At 51.3% G+C, this 16,430-nt stretch carries 17 protein-coding genes; all 17 read right to left on the reverse strand.

Annotated elements, in window-relative coordinates; translation table 11 throughout:
* Positions 1 to 360, reverse strand: a 360-nt coding sequence (locus tag ACXAF9_RS03305; RefSeq protein ID WP_475070345.1) for a hypothetical protein, incomplete at its 3' end; no start/stop codon positions are given.
* Between the two features lie 14 nt (positions 361 to 374).
* A complete protein-coding gene (locus ACXAF9_RS03310; protein WP_475070347.1) occupies positions 375 to 1,145 on the reverse strand; it encodes a ParA family protein in 771 nt (256 codons plus the stop codon).
* 105 nt (positions 1,146 to 1,250) lie between these two features.
* Positions 1,251 to 2,489, reverse strand: a complete 1,239-nt coding sequence (locus tag ACXAF9_RS03315) for a protein-glutamate methylesterase/protein-glutamine glutaminase (protein WP_475070350.1) — start codon at positions 2,487 to 2,489, stop codon at positions 1,251 to 1,253.
* A 29-nt stretch (positions 2,490 to 2,518) separates the two neighbouring features.
* On the reverse strand, positions 2,519 to 4,615 hold the full coding sequence (locus tag ACXAF9_RS03320) for a chemotaxis protein CheA (RefSeq protein WP_475070354.1): 2,097 nt from the start codon (positions 4,613 to 4,615) through the stop codon (positions 2,519 to 2,521).
* 13 nt (positions 4,616 to 4,628) lie between these two features.
* Positions 4,629 to 5,426 (reverse strand): protein phosphatase CheZ, encoded by a 798-nt coding sequence (locus tag ACXAF9_RS03325; protein WP_475070356.1) that lies wholly within the window; start codon positions 5,424 to 5,426, stop codon positions 4,629 to 4,631.
* A 23-nt stretch (positions 5,427 to 5,449) separates the two neighbouring features.
* On the reverse strand, positions 5,450 to 5,824 hold the full coding sequence (gene cheY, locus ACXAF9_RS03330) for a chemotaxis response regulator CheY (protein WP_475071110.1): 375 nt from the start codon (positions 5,822 to 5,824) through the stop codon (positions 5,450 to 5,452).
* Between the two features lie 125 nt (positions 5,825 to 5,949).
* Positions 5,950 to 6,663: an RNA polymerase sigma factor FliA gene (locus ACXAF9_RS03335; RefSeq protein WP_475070358.1), complete on the reverse strand. Its 714-nt coding sequence runs from the start codon at positions 6,661 to 6,663 to the stop codon at positions 5,950 to 5,952.
* A gap of 25 nt (positions 6,664 to 6,688) precedes the next feature.
* A complete protein-coding gene (locus ACXAF9_RS03340; protein WP_475070360.1) occupies positions 6,689 to 7,504 on the reverse strand; it encodes a MinD/ParA family protein in 816 nt (271 codons plus the stop codon).
* 14 nt (positions 7,505 to 7,518) lie between these two features.
* Positions 7,519 to 9,111 carry a flagellar biosynthesis protein FlhF gene (gene flhF / locus ACXAF9_RS03345; protein ID WP_475070362.1) on the reverse strand — a complete coding sequence of 531 codons (1,593 nt, stop codon included), beginning with the start codon at positions 9,109 to 9,111 and terminating at the stop codon, positions 7,519 to 7,521.
* Between the two features lie 31 nt (positions 9,112 to 9,142).
* On the reverse strand, positions 9,143 to 11,254 hold the full coding sequence (flhA, locus tag ACXAF9_RS03350; RefSeq protein WP_475070364.1) for a flagellar biosynthesis protein FlhA: 2,112 nt from the start codon (positions 11,252 to 11,254) through the stop codon (positions 9,143 to 9,145).
* A 143-nt stretch (positions 11,255 to 11,397) separates the two neighbouring features.
* Positions 11,398 to 12,558, reverse strand: coding sequence for a flagellar biosynthesis protein FlhB (gene flhB, locus ACXAF9_RS03355; protein ID WP_475070366.1), 1,161 nt, complete (start codon positions 12,556 to 12,558; stop codon positions 11,398 to 11,400).
* Positions 12,551 to 13,336, reverse strand: coding sequence for a flagellar biosynthetic protein FliR (gene fliR / locus ACXAF9_RS03360; RefSeq protein WP_475070370.1), 786 nt, complete (start codon positions 13,334 to 13,336; stop codon positions 12,551 to 12,553). The genes flhB and fliR overlap by 8 nt, the downstream gene beginning before the upstream one ends.
* A complete protein-coding gene (gene fliQ, locus ACXAF9_RS03365) occupies positions 13,333 to 13,608 on the reverse strand; it encodes a flagellar biosynthesis protein FliQ (RefSeq protein WP_475070373.1) in 276 nt (91 codons plus the stop codon). Before fliQ ends, fliR begins: the two co-directional genes overlap by 4 nt.
* Positions 13,609 to 13,626: 18 nt before the next feature.
* Complete coding sequence (fliP, locus tag ACXAF9_RS03370) at positions 13,627 to 14,394, reverse strand: flagellar type III secretion system pore protein FliP (protein ID WP_475071112.1); 768 nt, start codon at positions 14,392 to 14,394, stop codon at positions 13,627 to 13,629.
* Entirely contained in the window at positions 14,378 to 14,962 is a 585-nt protein-coding gene (gene fliO / locus ACXAF9_RS03375) for a flagellar biosynthetic protein FliO (RefSeq protein WP_475070377.1), read from the reverse strand. The genes fliP and fliO overlap by 17 nt, the downstream gene beginning before the upstream one ends.
* Positions 14,963 to 14,978: 16 nt before the next feature.
* Positions 14,979 to 15,398, reverse strand: a complete 420-nt coding sequence (gene fliN / locus ACXAF9_RS03380; RefSeq protein WP_475070382.1) for a flagellar motor switch protein FliN — start codon at positions 15,396 to 15,398, stop codon at positions 14,979 to 14,981.
* 30 nt (positions 15,399 to 15,428) lie between these two features.
* Positions 15,429 to 16,409: a flagellar motor switch protein FliM gene (gene fliM, locus ACXAF9_RS03385; RefSeq protein WP_475070387.1), complete on the reverse strand. Its 981-nt coding sequence runs from the start codon at positions 16,407 to 16,409 to the stop codon at positions 15,429 to 15,431.
* Positions 16,410 to 16,430 lie beyond the last annotated feature (21 nt).

The following is a 16,430-nucleotide window of genomic DNA, read 5'->3' on the forward strand; positions in this document are numbered from 1 at the left end:
TGGCTCTGGCTCTGGCTCTGGCTCTGGCTCTGGCTCTGGCTCTGGCTCTGGCTCTGGCTCTGGCTCTGGCTCTGGCTCTGGCTCTGGCTCTACAGAAGCATCATCCGCCATATCCATTAAGCTTTCAAACGCATCATCACTGCTTTGCGCTTGCGCGGTAAATTCACTGTGTTCGTCGTCGCTCGCCTGCTCAATTGCCTCTGCAACATCATCAAGACTGGCCACTTCGGGGGTTGAAACGGCATCCATCGTTTCGGGTAAATCATCCTGAGTTTCATCCGAATCTGGCTCCATCAACAAGGCTTCGAGATACTCGTAAACGACCTTTTGTTGTTTGCCATCTTTCTTTTCGTCAGTCATCTCTTTACCTCAGATTACCGCTGCTGCTCAACCAAAGCACGCAACAGCTTTGCATACGCCAATACACCTCGCCCATTCGAGTCTAAGGCCGAAGGAACCACCCCTTTCATACTGGCATTGCGGAATTTTGTGTCGATCGGGATAATCGCTGGGGACAATTCGTCCGGGTAGCGTTTATGCAGCTCGCGAAGACAATTAACCGACGCTTGCGTTCGACGATCGTAAAACGTCGGAACAATGGTATAGGTCAGCTTTCGCTTTCGGGCGCGATTAATCATGCTGATCGTGCGCACCATTCGCTCCAGCCCCTTGAGTGCAAGAAACTCCGTCTGGGATGGGATCACCAGATGCTGACAGGCCGCCAGCGCGTTGACCATCAACACCCCCAACACCGGCGGACTATCGATCAACACATAATCGTATTGATCCTTCATGTGCCGGAGCGCTCGGGATACTTGCAGCCCCATCCCCTCGTGCTCAACCGCACGTCGCTCTAATGTGGCCAGCGCTGTAGAGGCAGGCAAAATTTGGATCTTCTCGACACTGGTCGGCTGAATCAGGGATTTTACTTGGGATTCAGTGACTTCCGGCTGCATGAACAGATCATAGACACTGTGCTCAAGATCATCCGGATCAAAGTGGAAATAACTGGTTAGCGACCCATGTGGGTCAAGATCCACCAGCAACACACGATAGCCAACTTCTGCCAGCAACCCTGCCAGTGACACGACTGTGGTGGTTTTACCCACACCGCCTTTTTGATTTGCAATAGACCAGACTTGCATAAGGGGTTCCCAATCTAACGATCTACGATGGTTTATCGGCCAAACGTTTCATTTCATTATAGTGGGAAAATCGTTTTGTGATACAAAACTGAATAAAATCAATACCTAGCGGCGTGCAGCACGAGCTAAGTTTTCGGCAATGCTCTCTAAGTTCATGATTTCATCCGCCAAACCGGCATTCACCACAGCTTGTGGCATACCATAAATGGTGCAGCTCTCTTTGTTTTGCGCCCACATGGTTGCCCCTGCGCGTTTTAACATACGCGCCCCATCCGCACCATCAGCTCCCATACCCGTCAGAATAATGGCATGCACTTTATTACCCAACGCTTTCGCTGCCGATGCGTAGGTGATGTCTACGCTAGGTCGATAGGTGACACGCTCATCGCTTTCTATAATGCGAACGCGATCGCCGCGGTGAGGGTCCACCATCATTTGATGACCGCCAGGCGCAAGTAACACCATGCCCGGGCGCAACATATCACCGTCCTCGGCTTCCTTGACGTTAACCGCACACTGCTGATTAAGCCTTGCCGCAAACACGGACGTAAAGGCTTTGGGCATATGCTGCACCAACAAAACGGGGTAAGGATAGTTGGCCGGTAGCGCCGTCAATATCTGCTGCAGCGCCGCTGGCCCGCCGGTTGATGAGCCAATGACCACTAAACGACACTGGGATGGGAAGGCCGCTTTCGAGCCCCCCGCACGAGCCGCCGGAGAGACAGCCGCCACTTGAGAGTGAGTTTGCGCACTTCGAGACACAGTAGATGACTGTGTTGGTCGCTGTATCGGTTGTTGTGCCACATTAGATGACATAGGTCCCCTTAACGGCGGAGCTGATCGAGAAGGCACAGGTGGTGGCGCAGCACGCATAGCCCCAGGCGAGGGTTTGTTACTGCCCAGATTCACTTGCGCCGCTAAGCGCTCTTTGGCTTTTTGTGGGTGGATGGCCGGGTTTCGGCCTAACCTAACCAGTCGCTCAATAAACTCGTTGTTGTTACTTGAAGCCGTCCAGCTGCGGATATCCTTCATCAGGAAATCCGACGCGCCGGCCTCGATGGCTTTCAGTGTAGTTTGTGCGCCCTGCCGTGTCAGCGAGGACAGCATGAGAATGGCCGTAGGGCAATCACGCATGATCAATTTAACCGCTTCGATGCCATTCATATCAGGCATCTCTACGTCCATTGATACAACGTCAGGCTTAAGGTCAGTACACATACGCACGGCTTCACGCCCATTTGTAGCGGTACCGACCAGCTTTAGCCTGCCATCTTTTTCGATTAACTCTGTAATTCTGCGACGAAAAAAGCCGGAATCATCAACAATTAATACCGTTACGGCCATATTCCCAACAAACCTCCCAAAGGCCGTAATTACGCTTGTGCATAACTTTTAAGGAGGTTTGGAATATCAATGATCAGAGCGATTCGGCCATCACCTGTGATCGTTGCACCTGATAAGCCCGGAGTACCGTGCAAGATACTGCCAAGAGGTTTAATCACCACCTCTTCCTGACCCACCAGTTGATCAACCACAAAGCCTACGCGCAAAGTACCCACCGTTACGATGACAACATGACCTTGCTCAGGCAGATCCGCATACTCTTGACCCTCAACCAACCAACGCTTCATGTGGAACAGCGGCAACGCTTGATCACGAACAATGATCACTTGCTGCCCATCAACCACATTGGTTTGCGTCAGGTCTAAGTTGAAGATCTCGTTCACGTTCACCAGTGGCAGTGCAAAGGCTTGGTCTTCCAGAATGACCATCAGCGTTGGCATAATGGCCAGCGTCAACGGTACTTGGATCGAAATGCGCGTACCTTGGTCGATCACGGAATCAATGCTCAGCGTACCGTTTAGCTGGGTGATCTTGGTTTTCACCACATCCATACCCACACCGCGGCCTGATACATCGGACACTTCGGTTTTGGTCGAGAAGCCCGCTTGGAAGATCAGGTTAAAGCACTCTTGATCCGTTAGACGGTTGGCTGCCTCACGATCCAACACGCCGCGCTCAACCGCAATCCTACGCAGTTTTTCAGGGTCCATACCGGCACCGTCATCCTGAATCACAAGTAGGATATGATCCCCTTCTTGTTCAGCGGATAAGAGTACGTGGCCTTCACGCTGTTTGCCTTTCTTCTCACGAACATCTGGAGCTTCAATACCGTGGTCCACGGAGTTTCGCACCAAGTGAATCAATGGATCGGCCAAGGCTTCGACCAAGTTTTTATCCAGGTCGGTCTCTTCGCCTTTGAGCTCCAAACGGATCTCTTTCTTCAAGCTACGAGACAAGTCACGAATCAAGCGCGGGAAACGACCAAACACTTTCTTCACAGGTTGCATACGGGTCTTCATAACGGACATTTGCAAATCCGCTGTGACCATATCCAACGTGCCAAGCGCTTTGGCCATCTCTTCATCTTCTCGAGTACCGCCTAAACGGACTAGACGGTTACGCACCAACACAAGCTCACCGACCATGTTCATGATCTTATCAAGCAGGCGTGTATCAACACGAACATTACTCTCTGGCGCAGGTGCTTTGTTGTTTTTTTGAGCAGCAGGCGCTTCGGCCGCCGCTTCTACCTTCGGCGCTGGCGCCGCAGGCATTGTGCTTGGTTCTGCAGCCCCAGCGGGTTCCGCAGGAGCACCACTAAACGCACCTTCCCCTTTGGACTGCAAGTCATCCAGAAGGCTTTCAAATTCATCATCGGTGATCAACCCCTCATCCGCTTCGGCGGCCGAGGTTTCCGGTTGTGCTGCTGGTTCTATTTTATTTTTGCTCACACCCGGCGCTCCGCTTTCACCATGAAGTTCATTTAACAACGACTCAAATTCATCTTCAGTGATCAGATCATCGTCTGTTGTGTCAGGAGATGTCTCATCTTGAACCGCTTCACTGACCAACTGATCAAAATCAGCATCGGCTGAGCCGTCACTTGGCGCAGCAGGTGTTGGTGTTGGTGTTGGCGCAGGAGCCGGTGCTTCAGGTACCGGTGCTGGCGCCGGAGCTTCAGCCACAGGTTCTGGAGCGGCCGGTGCAGCGGCCACTGGTGCGTCACCCGATGGAATATTACCTTCTGAGTACGCTTTAAGTGTTGCAAGCAGCTGTGGAGATGCAGGTGTTGGTTCATCACCGCTACGCACATCCTCAAACATGCTGTTAACGGCATCCAATGACTGAAGAACTTTGTCCATCAGTTCTGGGGTAACCTGCACCTGACCATTACGCAGCAAGTCGAACAAGTTTTCCGCTAAGTGACAACAATCCACCATGGCTTCAAGTTGCAAGAATCCTGCACCGCCTTTTACGGTATGGAAACCACGGAAAATTGCGTTTAAGAGGTCCCTGTCTCCCGGACTTTTTTCAAGATCTACCAACTGCTCAGACAGCAGTTCGAGAATCTCTCCCGCTTCAACAAGGAAATCTTCAAGAATTTCCTGATCGACATCCAAACCCATAGGAAGCTCCTAATCAAAAACCCAAGCTTGAGAGCAGCTCATCAACTTCATCCTGATTGGCTGCTACATCCGGACTGTTGCTTTTCAGCTGCGGTCCTTCTGCGGCTATCGGATCGTTTTCTTTTTTATCGTCGTTCGACAGCAGGCTTACGCCGCTGATGGTCTCAATCTTGGCAGCCATCTCAACCAAATAAACAAGGCTGGACTCAAGCTGAGTGACCAAGGTAATCACCTTACGAATCAACTGACCTGAAATATCCTGAGAACTTTGAGCGACTAAAATCTCGGTCAGCTGAGAGCGCATGTCCGAAACGGTTTGCTCCGATTCCTCTTTTAACTGGCATGTGCGCTCGTAAACGCCCCGAAGCCCTTCATATTCGGCTTCGAGCTGGCCAACCAGAGATAAAAGGTCGGTAAAGCGTTCGCTTTGCTCGTCCATTTTATCGACCAGTACTAGAGACTTATCGACACGATCCATCGTTTCATGAGCTGTTTTTTCAGTCAGCTCAATGACGTAATTCAAACGTTCGGTTGCATCATCCATAATCGGGATGGAACCGCCCGGATCGATGTTCGAATACTGCTCAACATCCACCGATGCAGAGAAGGACTTAATCGCTTCGTGCAAACCGCGGGTCAGATGCCCCACTTCGTTATAGAAAGCGTGGTGACGAAACTCTTGCAACTCTTGGATGATTCCCATCGCCTTGGACAGATCGCCCGCTTTGGTCGCCTCCACCAGCTCGCCAGCCTTCGCCTCTAAATCAGCTTCGAAACTGCCCAGCCCTAATGAGAAGTCTTGTTCAGACATAGTAAAATCCCCTTCGGGTGGTATTAGCCATCGATGCGCTGGAAGATCTTATCGATCTTTTCTTTCAGAACCGCTGCGGTAAATGGCTTAACAACGTAGCCGTTTACACCCGCCTGAGCGGCAGCAATGATCTGCTCACGCTTCGCTTCGGCGGTCACCATCAGGATTGGAATCCCTTTCAGGTTCGGATCTGCACGGACGGTCTTAACCAGATCAATCCCGGTCATGCCCGGCATGTTCCAGTCAGTAACAAGGAACTGAATACCGCCTTGCTGAAGGATAGGAAGTGCTGTTTTGCCATCGTCCGCTTCAACAACGTTGTTGAAACCAAGATCGCGAAGCAGGTTTTTTATGATGCGTCTCATTGTGGAGAAGTCATCTACCACAAGAATCTTGATGTCTTTTTTCAAGACAATATCCCCCAATTTCAGAAACCCACATAAGCCTAGATGGGCTTATCTGTTTTAGTCTGACTAAAATCTAGACCAGTTTTCTGGAAAATGGCTACTCAGGGGGAATAAATTTAATGCCAATCCCTGAGTCGACCACGTAATCGGTGGGCTGCTTGACTATGAATTTGGCTTACGCGGGATTCACTGACGCCGAGTACTTCGCCTATTTCTTTCAGGTTAAGCTCTTCGTCGTAGTAGAGAGAGAGGACCAGTTTCTCGCGATCCGGCAGCGTATTAATGGCATCTGCTAGGGCGCGTTTGAAGGCACTTTCCTCACCGTGGTGACTTGGGCCAGGATCATCTCCTGCCAGCTGTTCGCTGGGGCCGTCATCGCCATCAGTGCTGGTAAGTTCTTCATAACTGAACAACCGGCTCTCTACCGAATCGCGAAGCAATTCATGGTATTCAGCCACACTGATATTCATTTCGGCCGCAATCTGGGAATCTGAAGCTTCTTTTCCGGTTTCTGCTTCAACTTTTTGGATGGTTTCGCTGATTCGACGCCCGTTACGGTGCACTGAACGTGGTGTCCAGTCGCCACGGCGCACTTCATCGATGATCGAACCACGGATACGGATACCCGCATAGGTTTCGAAACTCGCGCCTTTGGAGGCATCGTACTTTTTAGCCGCTTCCAGCAAGCCGATCATGCCGGCTTGAATCAAGTCGTCCAAAATGACGCTGGCGGGCATACGGCCCATCAAATGATGTGCAATACGCTTAACCAGAGGTGCATATTGTTGGATGATTTCGTGACTTGTGGCAATTTCTTGCGGGTTGTACATGGAGCCCCTTCCAGACCCGGAAACTTTACATACTTTGGACGAGACGCTCGACAAAAAATTCCAAATGCCCACGGGGCACTTTCTGAACAGGCCAGCTGTCCACTTTTGCCGCTAATTGACGAATCGCCAAAGCTACCTTGCTCTTCGGAAACGACACCAAAACCGGTGATTGTTTCTGTACTGCTTTGCGAACACACTCATCATAAGGGATTGAACCCACGTATTGAAGAGTCACATCAAGAAACCGGTCCGTAACGGTCAATAATTTATTGAACATGTTACGTCCTTCACTCTCGCTGTGGACCATATTGGCCAAAACTCGAAAGCGAGACATACGATAATCCCGATTCAGTAGTTTAATCAAGGCATAAGCATCGGTAATTGAAGTAGGTTCATCACACACCACCACAAGCACCTCTTGTGCGGCACGCACAAAGCTCACGACTGAATCGGAAATACCCGCCGCGGTGTCGATGATCAGAACGTCTAGCTCCTCCTCGACATCGTTAAAGGCGTAAATGAGTTCAGCATGCTCATGCGCACTTAAGGAGGTCATCTCCTGAGTACCTGAGCTTGCTGGCACAATGCGGACCTGATCGTTCACGTTGAGCATGATGTCCGTTAAGCGGCATTTGCCATCCAACACATCGCTGATGTTCAACTTTGGACGCAAGCCCAACATGATATCGACATTGGCCAATCCCAAATCAGCGTCCATCAACACGGTACGACGCCCCATATCACCGAGCGCCATCGCCAAGTTAACCGAGACGTTGGTTTTACCCACCCCGCCTTTACCGCCGGTTACTGCAATCACCTTTACAGGATGTTGATTTGTCATGCCAAATTTCTGTGTTAGCTCGCTGAAGAAAGAGCCGAATCATTACCGGACTGTCGCGCTCGCTCACGCTCAATCGCTTTTTGTGCGGTAATGACAGCTCGGCTGATCAGGTCATTTCGTTGTGCCACTTCGATATCATCCGGCACTTTTTGGCCGTCAGTGATGTATGCGATGGGCAGCTGTCGCTCAACCGCTAAGGTCAGCGCTTCGCCCAACGTGGCGGACTCATCCACTTTACTGAGGACACATCCATTTAAACCGATGCTTTGATAGTTATCGTACGCATCTTCCAAAACTTGACGCTGACTTGAACAAGACAGCACCAGTAACTTCTTCATTCGTATGGAGATATTAGTCAGCATCTCCTTTTGCGCTTCACTATGGCGCTCGTGCTGACTCATACCAGCGGTATCAATTAAGACCAATTTCTTGCCGCGAAGCCCACTTAGGACATCTTCCAACGAATTGTTTTCATCAACAACCCGCACAGGGACATCCAGAATCCGGCCGTAAGTTTTAAGCTGCTCATGTGCCGCAATCCGGTAGCTGTCGGTCGTGACCAGTGCCAGACCCGCACTGCCATGTTGAAGCACGAATCGTGCCGCAAGCTTACCAATGGTGGTGGTTTTGCCCACGCCCGTTGGACCCACAAAGGCGATCATGCCACCCCGGTCGATGTAGTCCTCTTTCATTACAGGAAGCGATTCGGTCAGTTTGGATAACGAAGCGCGCCAAGCTTTGGTAAGCTCAAGCCCTGCTGGCAAACCAGCAATTAAGTGATCCGCTAAATGTTGACCTAAGCCTACTCGCTCAAAGCGCTTGGCAAGCTTACCTTCCATGGAGCTGGCAGGTCGCTCGCGCTGTGACTTTTTCTCCTCTACCCATACTTTACGTGAGGAGATCTGCATCTGTTGCTGAAGGAGTGTTTTCAGCTCTTTAATTTCGCTTTGCATCGATTCGATCATGGCGTCTTCGCGAGGCGAAGGGGTCACCGTCGGAATCGAAGCCTCAACGACATCGGCTTGCGCCGCGGCACTGGGCGCCTGCGCCTCCGATGACTCATCATCCAACCAGAAGGGGTATTCTGAGCCTGATGCCGCCGTTTTAGGCGCTTTTCGAGCACCTGGCTTAAGTGACGCCAAGATCATTTGCAGATCTTCTTCGTCGTGGTGCTCTATCTGCTGATTTTTACCCTGCCCACTGTCAAACGGGTACGAAGGCTTAATGCCTTGGCGTGCCTCGGCCAGTTGGGTTTTCGTTTTACGAAGCTCTTCATCTAAGCGTTGCTGATTACGTCTTGGCGTAACCGCCGCGGCGGGTGGCGCATAGGTTTCATCGACAGCGGGCTCGCTCGGCTCAGGGTCATCAGGGTACCCCCACGGCGAATGCGGACGCGCGGCACGCTCTTGGCGCAAGCGCTCTTTTTCAGCTTGCTCACGCTTAAACTCAGCCTGCGCCGCTTCAAACTCATGCTCATGTGCTGCAACCACTTCTACACCACCGGCCACTCGATGATTGGACACAATCACCGCATCTGGGCCGATCTCTTCACGCGCGCGACGCATCGCTTGGCGCATATCCGGTGCAAAAATGCGTTTTACTTTCATAGACACGTATCCTTGTTAGGCGCAGCTAGACTCATTTCGCCTGCCCTCCAACGGTTGCCACAATGGTAATCTTTTTATTTTCAGGCACTTCCTGATAAGAGAGTACATGAATTAGCTGTTCGCTGTAACGCACAAACTTCGCCATCAAAGGTCGTACAGGGGCGGCCACCAGCAGCACCGACGGCTGCCCCATCATCTCTTGTTTCTGAGCCGCTTCTACCAATGAGTTTTGCAAACGCTCGGCCATACCAGGCTCCAGCGCGAGCCCTTGGTCTGAACCTTGGCTTTTTTGTACAGAGTTCAGCAGCAACTGCTCCAATTTTGGATCCAGTGTAATCACCGGAATTTCAGGCGCAGAGCCGTTGATGGTTTGTACAATCAAGCGGGAGATCGCCACCCGAACCGACGCCGTCAATGCCAGCGGGTCTTGCGTACGCGCTGCCGCTTCTGCCAAGGCCTCGGCCACGCTTCGGAAGTCTTTCAGCGGCACTTGCTCCATTAATAGGTTTTGCAGCACTTTTAGCAAGACACTGATCGAGAGCTTATTCGGAATCAAATCTTCGACCAGCTTAGGCGAGCTCTTCGCTAACAGATCAAGCAGCTGTTGAACCTCTTCATGGCCTAACAACTCATGCGCATGGTTTTGCAGGATCTGGTTCAAATGCGTCGCCACCACGGTGCTTGCATCCACCACCGTATACCCCAAGGTTTGGGCATTTTCACGTTGACCCGGCTCAATCCAAGTAGCATCCAGACCAAACGCCGGGTCTTTGACCTCAATCCCTTTCAGGGAACCAAACACCTGCCCTGGGTTAATCGCCAACTCTCGGTCGGGGTAGATATCGGCTTCACCGGCCACAACGCCCATCAAGGTGATGCGATAAGCCCCCGGCATTAAGTCTAAGTTGTCCCGTATATGCACAGAGGGCACCAAAAAACCCAAGTCTTGAGAGAGCTTTTTACGTACCCCTTTGATTCGATTAAGAAGCTGCCCACCCTGTAATTTATCCACCATCGGGATCAATCGATAGCCAACCTCAAGCCCAACCATATCCACGGGCATCACATCGGACCAATCCAGCTCTTTGTTCTCTTCAGGTTTTTCGGTCTTTTCAGGTTTTTGTTGCGCTTGAGCTTCGGCTTCAGCTTGCTCGGCTTTTTGCTTCTGTTTCACCATCCACCAAGCGCCACCGGCACACACCAGCGCCAACGACAAGAAAGCAAAGTGCGGCATGCCCGGCACAATCCCCATGATGATGAGGATAACCGACGTCACGATCAGTGCTCGAGGCGAGCCAAACATCTGATTGACGATCTGAGAGCCCATATCGTGCGCTGAGTTTTGACGCGTCACCATGATGGCAGCCGCGGTCGACAGTAAGAGGGATGGGATTTGCGCTACAAGACCATCACCGATGGTCAGCAAAGAGTAGTATTCGGCCGCAATACTAAAACTGAGGTCGTGTTGGATGATGCCGATCAACAACCCACCCACAATGTTGATCACCAAGATCAAGATGCCGGCAACCGCATCCCCCCGAACAAACTTAGAAGCACCGTCCATCGAGCCGTAGAAATCCGCTTCTTGTGTGACCTCTTGGCGGCGTTTTTTTGCGTCTTCTTGGTTGATGAGACCCGCGTTAAGATCCGCATCGATGGCCATCTGCTTACCCGGCATCGCATCCAAGGTGAAACGTGCACTGACCTCGGAGATACGCCCAGCACCTTTGGTGACCACCACAAAGTTGATGATGACCAAGATCAGGAACACCACGATACCGACCACGTAGTTACCGCCGATCACTACCGAACCAAACGCCTCGATGACTTTACCCGCGGCATCGCCCCCTTCGTGACCGTACATCAGGACCACACGAGTGGAGGCCACGTTTAATGCCAGCCGCATCAAAGTAGCGATCAACAAAATAGTGGGGAACACAGCAAAGTCGAGAGGTCTTAGCGAGTAAACACTGACCAACAAAACAACGATCGATAAGGCGATGTTGAACGTAAACAGAACGTCCAACAAAAAGGGCGGCATGGGGAGGGTAACCATAGCCAATATAACAAGCAGCAGCAGAGGAATACCTAAATTCCCCTGCGACAAGCTTCTTACATTGTTCAGTACTACGGCTCTATCCACCGAAACCTCGCGTCAAAATAATGTCACCACCAATATCATTCAATAACGATGTTTATTTATCGTCAAAAAAATGACTTTCTTAAGCGTATCTGACTGATAATTGGAAAAATTCCATTATTTATGCAATTTTCGAGCCAAAATAATCACTCTTGATCATCTGACGGTTCGCTGACGCGATACTCCGGCGGGATTTCCATCTCATTAACACGCGGCGCAATGGGTCTGGCTTCTGAACTGTTTTCCCGAAAACGTTTAAGCTGAAAAACATACGCCAAAACTTGAGCCACTGCTTTATACAGACCAACAGGGATCTCCTGATCGAGCTCACCGTTGTAATAAAGCGCACGAGACAAAGCCGAGGCTTCCAGTATGGGGATCTCATGCTCCTTAGCGATTTCTCGGATTTTAAGCGCGACAAAATCAGCCCCTTTAGCCACCATGATCGGCGCCGCCCGCTCATCCGAAACGTATTTAAGCGCAACCGCATAGTGGGTCGGGTTGGTGATGACAACATCCGCCTCTGGCACGTTTTTCATCATCTGGCGTTGGGCAATCTCTCGCTGGAGCTGACGAATACGACCTTTCACCTCGGGCTTACCCTCGGTGTTTTTCATCTCGTCTTTGACTTCTTGCATGGTCATTTTGAGCTTTTGACTGTAGTCATGCAGCTGATACGGCACATCGATGGCCGAGATCAAGATCAAGCTGGAGCTCATGATCAAAAAGGCCCAAGCAATCATCTCTGTGGCATGTGCGATCGCAAGGTTGACATCCTGACTCGCTAAGCCAAAGATCTCACCCTGCAGCGCCATCAAGACAAACACCGCAAAGGCTAAAACCACCAAAAACTTACCAATCGCTTTTGCCAGCTCAACCAAGGCTTTAACCGAGAACATCCGCTTAATGCCCGCACCTGGGTTAAGACGACTGCCTTTGGGCATGATCGCTTGCCCGCTAAAATTCCAACCCCCTAAAGCAACCGGCGCAAGCAGTGCCGCCAGTAGGACAAACCCCATAAAGCCCATTAAGGCGTAGATGCTCTCGCGCATCGCATCCACTAACTGGGCGATCATCAAGGCACTGTCGAACATGTCCGCACGGGGGATATCCAAGTGAGAGGCAACCATATTGAGGATACGATCCACCGCGGATTTGCCGAAAATCAGCATGGCGGCCGCCGCGGCCATCAGAAGCGCTGTGGAGTTGAGTTCTCGCGATCGCGGAATGTCCCCTTTCTCTCGGGCATCCCGCAATCGCTTGGGGGTGGGGTCTTCGGTCTTTTCCTGACCGCTTTCTTCAGCCATTTGTTGGCACCAATAAGCTTTGGAGCACCATCAAGGCATGATCGGCGATCCGTTCAAATTGCCCTAAAAAGCCCGATAACGAAAACCACGTAATGATCAAACCTAAGGTCATGGTCAGCGGAAAACCAATCGCGAAGATATTTAACTGCGGGGCCGCTTTGGTCATGATGCCAAACGCCATATTCACCACCAGCAAAGCCGTTACCGCAGGGAGCGACATCAACAAAGCGCCCGAAAACATCCAAACACCACTGAGTGCGATCTCCATAAAATCGATCGAGGTTAAGCTCATGGCGGTCGCAGGGATCACCTCAAAGCTTCTTAAAATCACATTAAAGACGATCAAGTGGCCATCCAAGGCCAAGAAGAGCAAGGTGGTGAGCATCAGATAAAATTGCCCCAACACCACAACCGACACACCGTTTGCGGGGTCCGTCATGGAGGCAAAACCCAAACCCATCTGGTTCGCAATCAGCTGACCACCGACCGAGAAGACTTGAAACAGGATGTGCAAGGTAAAACCCAAAGCGGTGCCAATAAGCACCTGTTGAGCAATCAACAGGTAGGTCGAGAAAGTGAGGCCATCCAGTACCGGCACCTCTGGCAGAGCCGGCATCAAAGCCAGTGTCATAAAGATGGCTAAGCCTAAACGAATTCGCATTGGGACAAGCTGGGTGCCGATCATCGGCATGGCCATCAAGAAGGCGCCAATCCTAAAAAACGGAATAAAGAACGCCGATACCCAATACTCGATGCGAAGGCTTGCCAGATCGATCATGGCGCACCTATCAGCACCGGTATGCTCTCGAAGATCAGATTAAACTGATCCATCAGTTTGGTGACAATCCAAGGCCCCATGAACATTAAAATCAGAAGAATGATCAACAAACGCGGCAAGAAACTTAAGGTTTGCTCGTTGATTTGAGTCGCCGCTTGAAACACCGCAATCGCTAAACCCACCACCAAACTTGGCAGCACTATTACGCTGACCAGCAAGACCACCAGCCAGAGCGCTTCACCAAACAGGTCGAGTATGATTTGCGGTGTCATATCCTCTTCCTACCTTTGCTAGAGACCAAAACTTGCGGCCAAGGAGCCTACGATCATAGCCCAGCCATCAACCATAACAAAGAGCATGATCTTAAACGGCAAAGAGATGATCACAGGCGAGAGCATCATCATACCCATCGCCATCAAGACACTGGCCACGACAAGGTCGATTACCAAGAAGGGAATAAAGATCATAAAACCGATCTGGAAGGCGGTTTTTAGTTCGCTGGTGATGAACGCCGGTACCAGTGCGGCAAACGGAATGTCGTCAGGCGTATCAACAGTGGGCGTACCGGACAAGCGCAGGAATAGGTTTAAGTCCTTTTCACGCGTTTGATGCAACATAAAGTCACGAAACGGCACACTGGCATTCTGGACCGCCGTTAACGTGTCGATCTGCTCGTTTAAGTAGGGCTGTACAGCGGCTTGGTTTACCTCTTCAAGCACCGGCGTCATGATAAAAAACGTCATAAAGAGGGCTAAGCCCACCAAAACTTGGTTCGAGGGCGTCTGCTGCAAACCCAACGCTTGGCGCAAAATAGCAAACACCACGATGATCCGCGTAAACGAGGTCATCATCAGCAAGATGGCCGGCAGGAAGGTCATTAAGGTCATCAGAGCCAGAATCTGGATGGTGACACTGTAATTTTGATTGCCCGCCTCGTCTGCGGTGACCGTTACGGCTGGAATCCCCGCCTCGGCAAACGCAGGATGGCTGATCAGAAGCGCCATCGCCCCGACCAAAAGCCCAACTAAGAGCATGAGGGGTTTAACGGATCGAATCATCATTAGGCTCTTTTTGATCTTCTTTATTAGACCGGATCACTTCAGCGAGCTGCTCCGCAAATGCTGAAGGTTTACCCACCGATTCAACAGGCATCACCGGCTCATCAAACGCTTTTAGCAAGGTGACTTGCTGCGCGGTAACGCCCAGCAACATCTGCTGCCCTTTTACATCGATTAAGAGAGCACGCTCTCGGGTACCCAAGGCCAGTGAAGACACCACCTTCATTGATTGTTGCGGCGCTTGCCAGCGATACACACGCTTTAGCAACCACGCCAACACCAAGATCACTAAGATGATGACACCCAGGCCCATCACGACCTGCATCACAGAGGAGGTCACATCCAACTCTTGACCGGTCGATAACCGACTGGGCTCTTTAACGGTAGGGAGGGACTCTACGCCAGACGTGCTTTCTGGCTGAGCTGGAGTGCGGGTTTGTGCAGAGGATGCCGCAGCATTTTGCTCGGCATTGGCGCTGATCGACACACTGAACAGACTCAGGATCAACGCCGTAACGCCGGCTCCCAAGCACGATTTAACGAAAGCACACATGCGGCGTTGAGACATCCCTGACCTTGTATGACTATTTGAGGCGCTTAATGCGCTCCTGAGGACTGATGACATCGGTTAAACGAATGCCGTATCGCTCATTCACCACAACCACTTCACCGTGGGCAATCAGCGTACCGTTTACGAGTACATCCAACGGCTCACCAGCGACTCGATCCAGCTCAACAACGGAACCTTGGCTCAGTTGCAGTAAATTACGAATCGAGATGTCCGTATTACCCACTTCCATCGATAAGGTCACCGGAATGTCCATAATGACATCCAGCTTAGGGTCCTTACTGGCGGGCGACTCATCGGCTAACTCATCAAACGCGACAGCGCTTACGTCCATCTCGTCCGCGGCATCTGTGGTTTGCTCGGCCAGTGCAGCGGCCCACTCATCGGCCATGGCGTCTTGATCGTCACCGCCCATTTCTTCGTTTTCGTCGCTCATACTGATCTAAAAACTCTAAGTGGTTGATTATTATTCAGGGATTTTAATGCGATCGATAATTTTGACCGCCATATTGCCACGCGAGGTGCCCATTTTACAGCTAAAGACCGGCACCGAGTTGGCCTTAAGTTCCAAGGCTTCGGGTATCTCGACGGGGATGATATCGCCCGCTTTGAACTCCATCACATCTTTAAGCGTTAACTGGCTTTCCGCGATCGTGACATGAATTTTCATATCCGCCAAAGCAATGTCACGCTTGAAGGCATGAATCCAACGATCGTCTTTTTCATCTTCGGATGGCTGGAAGCCCGATACTAAGAGATCACGCATCGGCTCGAGCATCGAGTATGGCATCGTGACGTGAAACTCACCGGAGCCGCCCTCTAGATCGACGTGAAACGTACTCACGACCACAACCTCAGATGGGCTAACCACGTTGGCCATAGCGGGGTTCATCTCATGACCGACCCGTTTAAAGTCCAAAGGCACCACACTGTGCCAAGCCACGTTAAGATCCTCAAACAGCAACTTAACGGCTTTGGATACCAGACGGTTTTCCGTGGCGGTAAATTCCCGACCTTCGATTTTGGCGTGTCGGCCATCCCCCCCAAAAAAGTTATCCACCATTTTATAGACAAGTTTGGCATCCATAATGGCTAGAGCGGAACCCCGAAGGGGCGGGACTTTCAGAATATTAACGCTGGTGGGTACGTACAGGGTGTTGATGTAATCCCCGTACTTCATCACTTGGACACCGCCCACCGCTACGTCGGCAGGGCGTCCAAGGAATTTAAACAAACTGCTGCGGGCTAAGCGCGCAAAACGCTCGTTGATCATTTCGAGCGTTGGCATTCGGCCACGAACGATGCGCTCGTGGCTGGCTAGGTCGTAGGGGCGTACCGATCCGTCGCCATAGTCTACCTCCTCTTCGGCATCACCTTCGTCGGCATCATCCGTGCCGTGCAAAAGCGCATCAATTTCATCCTGAGAAAGTAGATCTTTGACCGACATGAACCTGTACTAACCTGCACA

This window comes from Neptunomonas sp. ABH4_499 (genome assembly GCF_056160565.1).